Source organism: Bartonella tribocorum CIP 105476 (assembly GCF_000196435.1).
GTDB lineage: Bacteria > Pseudomonadota > Alphaproteobacteria > Rhizobiales > Rhizobiaceae > Bartonella > Bartonella tribocorum.
In genome coordinates, this window is record NC_010161.1 from 694646 (window position 1) to 707504 (window position 12859).

The 12859-nt window shown below is 34.5% G+C and carries 8 protein-coding genes; 1 reads left to right on the top strand and 7 read right to left on the bottom strand.

The genetic code is table 11. From position 1 onward, the window contains the following. Window positions 1-255: 255 nt before the first annotated feature. From BTR_RS03155 to BTR_RS03195, 7 genes are all read right to left on the bottom strand, one after another. Window positions 256-3141, bottom strand: a complete 2886-nt coding sequence (locus tag BTR_RS03155; RefSeq protein ID WP_012231200.1) for an EAL domain-containing protein — start codon at window positions 3139-3141, stop codon at window positions 256-258. Between the two features lie 410 nt (window positions 3142-3551). Continuing rightward, complete coding sequence (locus tag BTR_RS03165) at window positions 3552-4826, bottom strand: M16 family metallopeptidase (protein ID WP_012231201.1); 1275 nt, start codon at window positions 4824-4826, stop codon at window positions 3552-3554. Between the two features lie 83 nt (window positions 4827-4909). Further along, complete coding sequence (thrC, locus tag BTR_RS03170; protein ID WP_012231202.1) at window positions 4910-6307, bottom strand: threonine synthase; 1398 nt, start codon at window positions 6305-6307, stop codon at window positions 4910-4912. A 467-nt stretch (window positions 6308-6774) separates the two neighbouring features. Next, window positions 6775-7137: a hypothetical protein gene (locus BTR_RS03175; RefSeq protein WP_012231203.1), complete on the bottom strand. Its 363-nt coding sequence runs from the start codon at window positions 7135-7137 to the stop codon at window positions 6775-6777. 215 nt (window positions 7138-7352) lie between these two features. After that, complete coding sequence (locus BTR_RS03180) at window positions 7353-7715, bottom strand: hypothetical protein (protein WP_012231204.1); 363 nt, start codon at window positions 7713-7715, stop codon at window positions 7353-7355. 180 nt (window positions 7716-7895) lie between these two features. Next, window positions 7896-8252, bottom strand: a complete 357-nt coding sequence (locus tag BTR_RS03185) for a hypothetical protein (RefSeq protein ID WP_012231205.1) — start codon at window positions 8250-8252, stop codon at window positions 7896-7898. 2074 nt (window positions 8253-10326) lie between these two features. Beyond that, entirely contained in the window at window positions 10327-11022 is a 696-nt protein-coding gene (locus BTR_RS03195; protein ID WP_012231206.1) for an HAD family hydrolase, read from the bottom strand. A gap of 371 nt (window positions 11023-11393) precedes the next feature. Between BTR_RS03195 and BTR_RS03200 the strand changes: the two genes are divergently transcribed. After that, entirely contained in the window at window positions 11394-12482 is a 1089-nt protein-coding gene (locus BTR_RS03200) for a site-specific DNA-methyltransferase (protein WP_425276996.1), read from the top strand. Window positions 12483-12859 lie beyond the last annotated feature (377 nt).

Here is a 12859-nt window from a genome sequence, read left to right on the forward strand (position 1 = left end):
GTGGGTGGTATTATGATACATCCATTGAGCTCCTCCATCTTTACGCTTGTAAAGTAACAAGCTGGGCACTATCGTCATATTTTCCAGCTTCCAATATTGCGACAGCTTTTGGGACTTAAGACGATTCATGAAAAGGCATTTTCCCCCTTTTAAAATTGTTTTTTCTTCACCTGGGCTTTCCCTACTTGTGATGTGCAAGCGAATGGTATTCAGAATTTTAATTCAAGTTGAATAACGCTAACTTATCATTATAAATCAGTATCTTGTCTTATAAGGGAAATGGCTTTGAACGAGCGTAATTAATTCTTCTATGGCAAGTGGTTTCGTCACAAGTGTGCTTTGAACATATTTACAGCCTTCTTGACGAAGGAAGATTGCTTCTTTTTCATTTTCAACACCTTCTGCAATAATTTGCAAGTTAAGATCTGTTGCCATATTAATGATAGACTTGAGAACGAGTTTCTTTTTGAGAGAGTCAATTGAGATAAGTGAACGATCAAGTTTAACCATATCAAATGGATAACGCACGAGATAGGTCAGTGACGAATAACCTGTTCCAAAATTATCGAGTGCCAGGTTCATCCCAAGTGTTTTAATTTGTTCGAGAAAGTGGGCTGATTGTTCAGGATTATTTCTTAGGACAAACTCAGATATTTCAATCATCAAGCGCCCTTTATGGAGCGGATGGCGAAGCAGAGCGGCACGCAATTGACTGATAAAACGAGGATGAATCATTTCTGCGCTTGGTAAATTAATTGAAATAAAGAAAGACTGTTGGAAAAATTTTTCTTCTACATTTATAAGATCAACAATGGCATTATCGATGATAAATTGTGACAAATCCATAACGATTTGTTCGTTTTCTACGATCTTTATGAAATCAGAGATGTTTAATTTCCCATAAGTTGGATGATGCCATTCTACAATTGTTTCAAAACCAATAATATGCCCGTCTGATAAATTAAGAATAGGATGGTAGAGGATTTTCATCTCATGACGTTTTATGGCATAATGAATATCTTTCTCCAGAATATTCTGCTCAAGACCCAATGTGCGAAAATTAGGACGAAAAGGTTCAATATGGTTTCCTCCCATTTGTTTTGCACGAATCATTGCTAATTCACTATCATTAAAAATATCTTTAGCTGTTGATCGACTTTCACTCCATGTAACCAATCCAATAGACGTTGAAAGGATTATTTGGTTTTCTGACAATGAAATAGGTGCTGAAATTGTTTTGTGCAAATGATCTGCAAATGCAGCAATTTTTTCTGATTCAGTTTCACTAAGTAAAATAATTGCAAAACGGTCTGCTGAAAGGCGCGATAAGGTATCTTGAAAGTTAATAAGACGATTTAAACGACGAGCGATTATAAGGAGTACAGTATCCCCAACAGCTATGCCTAATTTACGATTAATCTGGCGAAAATTATCAAGATCAATCATAAAGACGGTTGGTCTAATTTTAATATTTGCTTTCGCCAAAGAGGTATAATTTTGTAGCCGGTCAAAGAAAATTTGTTGGTTGGGAAGACCAGTTAAGCTATCGTGGATTGCATCATGCAATAAGCGTTCTTCAGATTTTTTATGATTAGTAATATTGACAATGGTTCCAATGATACGTGTGATTTTCCCATCTTTTTGCATAGCTGGACGTGCACGAAGAGAAAACCAATGATAATAACCGCCACCAGAAGAAAGACGAAAAATTTGATCAATACGCCCTTTTTTATTTTTAAGAATGATATCCAATACAGCTTGAAAGCGTTCACGATCATCATAGTGCAAAGCTGAAATCCAGTTGCGCATAGTCCCATTGAGGTTGTGGATTTCAGTACCAAAAAGGGTTGTCATATTTGGATGAACGACAATACGATCACGCTCAATATTCCAATCCCAAATAATATTTCCAGCTCCTTTTGCGGCGAGGACTTGTTGTTCAAGGTCAGAAAATATTCCTTCATGGAAAGCATCATTAGAAAAAGTTTGTTGCAGAACAGTAAAACTAATGAGAAGAACGATGAGCACTAATCCTCCCGCTAATGCTGGTTGGATAATATCATTATTTAAATGTCCTTTTATGCAAGCATGGGCTCCCACACACCAAAAGCTAATAAGCAACCATGTTGGGATAAGCATAATAGCGCGGTCATAACTTCGAATTGAAAAATAGATGATTAACAGTATACCCAACACAGCGGTAAGGCCAAATGATAGACGGGCAATTCCTGCTGCTCTAATTGGATCATAAATAGCAAAGGCTCCTAAACTGCAAAAGGCAATGATCCAAGCGATAGCACCATAATTAAAATGATAATGCCAGCGATTAAGATTGAGATAGGTGAAAAGAAAAATGAAAAGTGTTGCGGCAAGTGCTACTTCTGTACTAGCACGCCAGATTGGTTGTGTCGTGAGTGTAACTGCGAAGAATTTATTTAAAAAGTTGAAGTCAATACCAATATAAAAAAGTACGGACCAAGCAACAGCGGCTGTTGCAGGAAACAACCCTGTTCCACGGACAACGAAGAGAACGGTTAACAAAAGTGCTAAGAGACCTGATATTCCAAGAAGAATACCATGATAAAGTGTATAAGAATTAATGGAATCCTTATAAGCTTCAGGTTGCCATAAGTAGATTTGCGGTAGATTTTCAGAATTAAGTTCGGCTACGAATGTAACAACAGCACCGGGATTGAGAGTAATATGAAAGATATCAGAATTCGTACTAGGTTGACGATCGAGAGAAAAACCTTCACTTGGTGTTATAGATTGAATCCGTGCTGATCCAAGGTCTGGCCAAAAAAATCCAGAACGCGCCATGCGGTAATGGGGTGCAACGATGAGACGATCGACTTGCTCATCTGTTGGATTTGCGAGAGAAAAAACAGCCCAATTTCCAGAAAATTTTTCACTTTTTGCCTGCACTTCAATACGCCATACAATACCATCTGGTCCTGGTGCTGTACTTGTTTTAAAAATAGAATTGTTTGTGTGATGAATTTCAATTGCTTTTGAGAGATCAAGCACAGCATCCTGAGAAGAAATCTTAACGGGCTCAATAGCGTGTGCGGATGTAAGATGGACAAAAAAACTAACGACGATAATACAAATGATGTTAATTATTTTACGCAAACTCTTCACAATGTCCCACTCTCAATATTTTAGGGTGTTTAATTTTCATTTAGATTTTTGAGAAAAAACGTCCACCTTATTATAATTTATTTACATAATAAATTGTTATCGTTTTCTCTTAAATTATATGATTTTATATACAAATAGACCATTTACCCATTTTCTTCAATGAAACTTAAAGCGGATGGAATTTTATATTTTAAAAAGGGCAAAGTTAAATCATGAATTTCTAAATTTCACGGATATATCTTTACGCATTAAATCCCTCTATCACATGAAGGAGGAATTGGATAGTTTTGTACGCTCCTTTACCCAATATTTCCAAAACTTATTTAATGAGAAGAGTTTTAGTGGTAAATTTAATGATAAGATAAAATATATTGATATTCATTGTAATGCTTCTTTAGAGAAGCAGTTTTTTATTTTATCTTACATGAAAGAGTTGACGTTAAATCATCAAAATTCATGAGGGGTCCTACAGGTCCGACAGCAGTAAGTGTTGGCGTGGAACTTGTAAAAAGGCGATGCGCTAAATCCGTTAACCTTTTGGGTGTTATGAGATTGAGGCGTTCAATTGTTTCCGACATTGGAATGGGGCGACCGTAAAGAAGTATTTGGCGCGCAATGAGATGTGCTTGACTAGAAGGATTTTCCTGTGACATTATGAGATTAGCACGATATTGTGTTTGTGCTCGTTGGAGTTCATTGGCCTGAATATTTTTGCTCGTTTTGGAAAGTTCATCAAGAATCACAGGTAGAAGCTCTTTGAGCCCTTCTTGTCCAGTAGCCGCATGAACACCAAAAAGCCCAGTATCTGAAAACCCCCAATGAAAAGCATAAATAGAATAGCATAATCCACGTTTTTCTCTTACTTCTTGAAAAAGACGTGAGGACATTCCTCCACCAAGAATGATTGAAAGAATTTGGGTCGCATAAAAATCACGCGCGTGATAAGCACGTCCTTCAAACCCTAGAACAATTTGAGTATCCATTAAATCGCGATATTCACGAAAGTCGCCGCCGACATAATTGGCAAGATTAGTAGGAGAGGCGGTTGAATAGGAGCGAAAAGTGCCAAGACGATTTTCAACTTCTTTTAGAAAACTTTCGTGTTTTACAGCTCCTGCCGCAACAACAATCATGCGATCTGCACTATATTGTTTATTGATGAAATCATGAAGATCAGCAGATGTAAATGATCGAATAGTTTTAGCTGTTCCTAAAATAGAACGACCAAGGGATTGATGGCGAAAGGCTGTTTCTGTAAAATGATCAAAAACAATATCATCAGGCGTGTCATGGGCGGCACCAATTTCCTGAAAAATGACTTGTTTTTCTCGTTCTAGTTCGTCTTCGTCAAATTTTGAATGCATCAAAATATCGGCTAAAATGTCGATAGCAAGTGGGATATCGCTTTTAAGGACACGTGCAAAGTAAGCTGTTGTTTCAATACTGGTTGTGGCATTGATTTCACCACCAACATCTTCAATATCGGTTGCAATTTGAAAAGCAGTACGGTTTTCGGTTCCTTTAAAAGCCATATGTTCAAGCAGATGGGCAATGCCATGCTGTGTGAAGGTTTCATTGCGTGAGCCTACTTTAACCCATATTCCCAGTGCGACACTATCAATCTGTTGCATTGTATGTGTGGCGATAGTCAAACCATTACTAAGACGACAGACATCTACATCCATGTATTTACGACTCCATTAACAAGCTAAATACCTCATTGTTAAGGGTATTAGAATATTCTTGACTTAAATTAATGCAGCTAACTTTAATAAGATGCACGCGATTTTAAAGAAATATAATCTTTGACTGTTTTTTCATCATTAGCAAGACTTATGAAGTGTTCTTCACCTTCCATGATATCATTGAGATGAGATGGCCATGGGGCATGAAGTCCACAAGCATTTTTAATCGTATCAGGAAATTTAGCCGGATGCGCCGTGGCAAGGACGATCATTGGAATATGCGGTTTTTTATTTTCGCGCGCTACTTTAAGGGCGACGGCTGTATGTGGATCGACAAGATATCCACTTTCTTTATAGACACGATCAATTGTTTGTGCGGTTTCAGCCATGTTACTTTTTCCAGCGGAAAAGAGAGAACGAATATTTTTGAGTTGCTTTTCATTAAGAGTGAAAGATCCCATTTTTTTCAAATTTTCCATTGCGTTGCGAATCCACATTGGATCACGATTACCACTTTCAAAAAGTAAACGTTCAAAATTAGAAGAGACTTGAATATCCATAGAAGGTGAGGTTGTATGGACGATTGGTTGTGTTTCGTAAGTACCGCTGGTCAATGTACGTGCAAGGATATCATTATCATTCGTTGCAATAACCAATTGAGCAATGGGTAATCCCATACGAGCAGCAACATAACCTGCAAAAATATCACCAAAATTTCCAGTAGGAACAGTAAATGAAACAGCTCTATCAGGAGCACCTAAAGAAAGTGCAGATGAAAAATAGTAAACAATTTGCGCCATAATACGCGCCCAATTTATAGAATTAACACCTGAAAGAGCTCTTTTTTTACGAAAATGATGATCATTAAACATTGCTTTGACAAGAGCTTGGCAATCATCAAAATTTCCTTCAATGGCAATGGCATGAACATTTGTACTTTGATTAGTTGTCATTTGCCGTTGTTGAATAGGTGATACACGTCCTTTAGGAAATAAAATAAAAATATCTGAGTGTTCTTTTCCAGCACAAGCTTGTATCGCAGCTCCTCCTGTATCACCCGATGTTGCGGCAATAATCGTTGCAAATCTATTTTTTTTAGTCAAAACATAATCCATTAGCCGAGAAAGAAACTGCATTGCGACATCTTTAAAAGCTAAAGTAGGCCCATGAAAGAGTTCAAGGATAAACTCATCTGTTCCAGTTTGTCGTAACGGACAGATTGCTGGATGGTGGAAGGTTGTATAAGATTCAGCAATCATATTTTCAAAAGCTGTGTACTCGATCTCGTTATTTACAAAGGGCCATAGAAGTGTTGTAGCAATTGTTGTATAAGACTGACCGCGAAGTGCGCGTAACGCATCAAATGATAATTGTGGAAATTTATCTGGAAGATAAAGTCCACCATCACTTGCCAGCCCTGTCATGATTGTTTCCGTAAAGCTTAAAGCAGGAGATTCACCTCTCGTGCTGATATATTGCATAAGTTTTATCCTTTTTTATTTTTGGAAAATTGATGAAGTTATTTATTTCATGTTTTTTATAATATTTAAATTATTAAATGGATAGAAGCTTATTTTTTTCTTTTTAAATCAATAATGAAAGAAATAGTCTGAAACATTATTATTTTTGAGATATAAACGTCAAATGTTCACAAAAAATCTGTTACATTTGAGAATTTTCTCTCTTATTATTCATTTTCTTAAATTTTACAGTGTGTCTTCACTTATGTGTCTTCGTAAATAATAAAATCAAATAGATAGAATGGTATTTATTGAATAAACTTTGTTTAATTTATCATTTTGTATGCAAATTAAGGATTACATTTGTGTTATACAGTATGGTGATCTAAAGCTTATTTATAGAAAGCATAAAACAGCCTGCCAAATGATGCAAGGCAGGCCGTAAAATATTCCTATTTTAAATAGAAAAACAATTGAGTATCTTTGAATTATTTTCCTTTAATTATTCCGATTGCCCATCCGATTATCCCGCTAAATATGGCCATAACAGATCCGGTCAAGAATCCAAAACCCAAAGCTCCTATTGTAGAAAAAAAACCTAGAGTAATTGGTTCAAAAACTTTTTCAAATTTTCCTTCAATGACGGATTCATTTTTTGCTTCATGCGTGAAATTGGGTACATAAAGAGCAGCTATATTGACAGTGTTTTTCTTTTCTTGTTCGATGAGAGAAATAGTTTCCCATTGAGTATCATTTTTCAAATGATTAGCATGGACAGTTATCACTTGTGAAAGTAAAAAAGAAATCGCTATAAAAATATTTAATATGTAAGTTTTCAATCCTTTAGTCATAATTTATCACCAATATTTTTACTTCTATTTTAATCTGAATTGAATAGATACATCGGCAGAATTAGTACACATTGAGAAAACAAAAGCATTTAAAGCTTTTTTCATTTTTAATGTGATAATTCATTCGTTTTTTGTCATAAACTATGGGTAAATATAGAATATATCCATAGTTGATGTTTCATCCGAGAAGATCTTATTCTGCTGAACTTTTAATTTTAACGAGATTTAAAATACGAGACTATTTTGCTGATTATCCACCCTATAAACATGCCTATCGTACTTGATGCATATCCAAGAGCCATCCCAATACCAAAAGTTCCGATGGTAACAGGTTCAATGACCTTTTCAACTTTTCCTTCAATGGCAGTTTCATTTTCCACATCACCATTGAGACTTGGTGTATAGAGAGAAACGGTATGGATTGCATCCTTTCTTTTCTGTTTTATTGTAGAAACAAAATTATTCTCACGATGAGTACTATTTTGCAAATAGTTTGCATGCACATCTACAACATGAGAAAGAGAAAAGGCAGACATAATAAAAATACTCAACATATGATTTTTAAAAATTTTAATCATAATTTACCTCAAATACTTTATACTATTCAATATATATGCGTAAATTTATAGTTTGGATATTTGGATATAATCTACATCATTTATATTTTGTATTATGACTAGCTTCATTATGTAATGATTTGCAGTAAATTCAGTAATACATAATGAAGCTATTATTCTAGAGCTCTACACTAAATTAAATTATTTGAACATCAACACTATGTCTTTTATCCAACTTATTATCGATCCTATAAAACTCATTGCATATCCAGCGAACAATAGTCCCACTCCTACAGTCATGGGTTCAAGGACCTTTTCAACTTTTCCTTCAAAGGTTGTCCCATTTTCTGTTTTATAATTTACAGATGGAACATAGAAAGCAGTTGTAGAAACTGCATCAGATTTCGCATTCTTTACTTGTTCCATTAGGGGAACAGAAAATTCCTCTTTTGGAGAACCGTTTTTCAAATAGTTTGCGTTAACATTTACGGTTTGTGAAAGAAAAAAAGTGCTCGCTATAAAAACACTTAAGACATAATTTTTAAATATTTTTACCATAACTTTACCTCAAATATTTTTAATTATATATGTAAGTAAATGTAATATAAATATACAATATGTGCATATAACTTACTTTATATAGAAAGCACATATTTCATTATGTATTTTTAGTCAATACAAAAATACATATTAAAAATTTAAATATAAATTTTTATAAACGTTATTGTAAATAAGTAACAGTAATAATTATATAAAATATTTTATTATGTGTTATATATAAAATAATATTATTTATTAATCGCATCATTTTTATTAAAGAATTTAACTTATTTTTTAATACATTTAGATATAATAAAATTGATCAGTTTTTTACAGATTAAAGCTATAAAAATTTATTTAATATCAATCGTATAATAAAAAATATGAAAATTATGATGTATTGTGAAGAGATTTTCAGCAATTAAACTATGACGAACAGGAAAGATCTGAGATTTTTTCGCTATAGTAGTTATTATAGGGAGTTATAATGATAGAATGTATGTTCTGTAGATGATATTAAGTTCTTATTCAACGGTTGTGTTTAATTGTATCACGATAATATAATATTATCATTTTTTTAGTCCTTAATTTATATATACTTTTATGGCATAGATACTAAAAAATGCACGGTTCTCTCATAGTATAAAGGAGAGCTCGAGTTGGATAGAGATCAATGATATTATCTTTAACGTTTTTCTCGCCCATATGAATAACCCATTATTATGTATTATGGTGAAAAGCGATGTATAGAAGAATATCAATTCAGACACATTGATGAGCGCTAGAAGATCAGCATTGGAAAATATCTTTCAATATTTTCTTCTTTCCTAGCTGAAAAACTGCTTTTATTTTTTAGAAAGGACGTTTTTTATAAAGTGGGATTATTTTTGAAAAGATCAGGCTTCATTGCTTATTTAAAAAGTCTATTAGGTGCTTTCGGAAAATTTTGAGCAACTGCTTGTCTTACGTTTTCTAACATCAACTATTATATATATCATATTTGCGTTCTTATTAAAAAAATTTTCTTAAGATATTCAAGCTTATTTTTCAATGATGCTTGTGATTGATAGAATGATAAAATTCCATAATATAAAATTTTTAGAACATCAGCATCTTTGATATTTATAAAGACAGAAAGATGGTACCGTCATATACTTTGCTTGCTTCTAATATTGCTAAGTCCTTGGTATCTAGAGATGATTCATTAAGAGGCGTTTTTATTCTTTTTTTATTTGATGCAACATATCCAGATTTGAAATAAGAGAATTTTACGACATTCATTTTTTTGTTTATGCTGAATAACGCTAGAAGATCATTATAAACCAATATTTTGTATGTAAATTGCTTCGTGTGGAATGTTTTCTATAAAGCGCATATCATTTATAAGGATGTATTCTTTTTGTCTTTTGTAATTTTAGAAAGGCTGTATCAGTTGATGCTATCAAAACACTGTTTAAGTAGCAATGCCTAATAAACCTTCAACAAATTTACGAGATTTAGATTGAGAAAGTACGAGCCCTTATAACTTAACAAGGGTACTTTTGTCGTTTTCAATAAACTCTTGTGTTCTATAGCTTCCGAGAACTTTAATGTGTTCCCCTATGGTCAATACGAACATAGCATACAGTTTTAACATGTTGGATAATATATTTTTAATGAGCAGAGGAGGGTGTGTTTTTGGCGTAGAATTTACGTCCTATTGAGCAGGACGTAATATTCTTTTTTTTTTGACAAATCTGGTCATTTATCAGGATAGGTTGCTGTTGTTTGGAGGAGGGGATTGGATTGTAGAGAGATAAGCAGTTTACTGGTACATTTAATTTCCCAAAAGTTAGATTTCCCAGAAAATGAGATTTTTATGCATTCGTCTCTCAGCTTTTTTGCTTCTTTTAAAGCATGTGCAATGGTTAGACTTATGATTTCTAGATGAAGGACCATATTTTTTCTTCACATTGAGATGCAATCGCCCCATGTTGTGAAGCACTCATTTGTTGAAGTTATTATAAAAGGAGAAAAGCGAGAAGGGGAGAATATTGGGGTAAAAATGCTTCCTTACATAGAGTCTACAAATTGATATATTTGAGAGATTTTTTTATAATAAATCGCGCCATATTGCCATTGCTTCTAACACTTCTCCTAAATGAGAATGTTTTGCGATAACCGTTTCGGCACCAGCTTCTGCAAGCGCATTAGAGTGGCCAAGATAGCTATGTGATCCTCCCGTAAAGCCGATGACACGCATACCTGCTGCTATGGCGGCATGGACACCGTGAAGTGAGTCTTCTATAACGATTGTGTTTTTAGGCTCTACCTGTAATTGTTGTGCGGCAAAAAGAAAAACATCAGGGGCAGGTTTCGTTTTTTTTGTTCCAACTTCAGGTGCTGAAAATATTTTACCTTCAAAAAGGTCATAGAGACCAACAGTGGTGAGCATCTCTTTAATATCTACGCTCTTTGCATTAGAGCAGATACAGTAGGGATAGCGTGTTTGAATAACTTCTATAGCTTCTCTTACATTATCAATAGCGCGTAATTCAGTTTTTATTTGTGTACGAAAAATATTGGTCATCTGATCTATGAGATGAGCAGAAATTGGTTTTTCTGTTTCCTGTTCAACGTGTTTAAGAATATCGCGAAAGATGAGCCCTGCAAAACGCTCACTCAATTCTTCCGCTGATATTTCATATCCTGTTTGTCTGAGCAATTGAGATCCAATTTTTGCTGCAAGATATTCAGAGTCGACGAGGACTCCATCACAATCAAAAATAATAAGATCTATCTGAGGCATAAGATATTCCTTTACATGTTACAAGATGGACAACTTTCGTAAAAATAATATTAAGAGGACCTTACTTCATAAAAATACGCTTTGAAAATGATTTTTAATTCTTTTTCGAAAGAAAAGATATGGGAACAGTACATTAAAAAAAGAAAAATAAGGACTCATTGATACGAAAGTTTTTTTACTTAAAAAAAATAAAAATGAATATCAATTTTGCAGAACTTTAACGATACGTTTACTCTATTTTGTAAATATGGATTGGTAATGCGGGCCTATAAACTATTTTGATTGATTATAGGGCAAATTCAGTTCATTTTGTTGGGTTTTTCATGACAGTTATTCAGCTTCAAAAAGATTTCATTCGTACTCCCTCACAGATGCCATGGCGCAATAAAATTTTTAAAGGAGATTGTGTTGCCGTTTTAGAAAAACTGCCAAAACATTCCGTTGATATGATTTTTGCGGATCCTCCCTATAATTTGCAATTGGAGGGTGCGCTATACCGTCCAGATCATTCGCTTGTTGATGCGGTTGATGATGCATGGGACCAGTTTGAGAGTTTTGCTGCTTATGATGCTTTTACGCGTGCCTGGTTGCTTGCGTGTCGTCGTGTGTTAAAACCCAACGGAACGATTTGGGTTATTGGATCATATCATAATATTTTTCGAGTTGGTACAGCCTTACAAGATTTAGGTTTTTGGATGCTTAATGATATTATTTGGCGCAAAAATAATCCGATGCCTAATTTCCGAGGGCGCCGCTTTCAAAATGCCCATGAGACGCTTATTTGGGCTGTAAGAGATCAAAAAGATAAAAAGTACACATTTAATTATGATGCTTTGAAAGCAGCAAATGAAGATTTACAAATGCGTTCAGATTGGCTTTTTCCTCTCTGCACAGGAGCTGAACGTTTAAAGGATGATTCAGGGCGTAAATTACATCCAACACAAAAACCACAAGCGTTATTAGCGCGTATTATTATGGCTTCTAGTAAACCTGGAGATGTTATTCTTGATCCGTTTTTTGGTTCAGGAACAACAGGTGCTGTTGCCAAGCTTTTAGGGCGTGATTTTGTTGGTATTGAACGCGAGCAAGATTACATTGATGCAGCATGTGAGAGAATTGCGGCGGTTAAACCTTTAGCGCAACCAGAACTGGCGATTTTGGATAGAAAAAAAGCAGAACCACGTGTAGCATTCAATAGTTTGCTTGAAGCAGGTTTGCTCTATCCTGGAGAAGTTCTTTATGATCGCAAGAAGCAAGTATCTGCTATTGTAAGAGCTGATGGTACGATCATGCATGGTGGTGAAGCAGGTTCCATTCACGCAATGGGAAGAAAGGCTCAAGATTCGCAGAGTTGTAACGGTTGGACTTTTTGGTATTATGAGGAAAATGGACGGTTGAAGTCCATAGATCACTTAAGAATGATCATACGTTCACAAATGTTAAAAACGGGTGTTTTATGAACTAAGATGATCACTTCATTCTATTGACCATATGTATCCGCCCTTAATTGAGAGAGACATACGAGCAAGTTTATGCCTTCTCAAGCGTTAACATGCTAGTTTGGCTAGCAAGCGGCAAGCGTGTATTTTTATGTTTCTTGTAGAAGAAATTAAAATGCAAAAGTTTCATTTTATGCTCTCATTTAAGTTCCAAAATAATCAAATTATCAATCGAGATACTTTTGTGAAAATGATAGAATTAAAAAATTCGTTCAGAAGTTCAAAATTAAGTGTTTTGGGGGGAGCATATACATTTATGGACGTGCGTGCAATATTGTAATATATGTGACTTATAAAGATAATTTTGAATTATTCAACTTGAATGATCCCCTCCGAAT

Coding starts and splice junctions, on each gene's coding strand:
- BTR_RS03195 (WP_012231206.1), bottom strand. CDS start 11,022: ATGCCTCAGATAGATCTTATTATTTTTGATTGTGATGGAGTCCTCGTC.
- BTR_RS03180 (WP_012231204.1), bottom strand. CDS start 7,715: ATGATTAAAATTTTTAAAAATCATATGTTGAGTATTTTTATTATGTCT.
- BTR_RS03185 (WP_012231205.1), bottom strand. CDS start 8,252: ATGGTAAAAATATTTAAAAATTATGTCTTAAGTGTTTTTATAGCGAGC.
- BTR_RS03175 (WP_012231203.1), bottom strand. CDS start 7,137: ATGACTAAAGGATTGAAAACTTACATATTAAATATTTTTATAGCGATT.
- BTR_RS03200 (WP_425276996.1), top strand. CDS start 11,394: ATGCCATGGCGCAATAAAATTTTTAAAGGAGATTGTGTTGCCGTTTTA.
- BTR_RS03165 (WP_012231201.1), bottom strand. CDS start 4,826: ATGGATGTAGATGTCTGTCGTCTTAGTAATGGTTTGACTATCGCCACA.
- thrC (WP_012231202.1), bottom strand. CDS start 6,307: ATGCAATATATCAGCACGAGAGGTGAATCTCCTGCTTTAAGCTTTACG.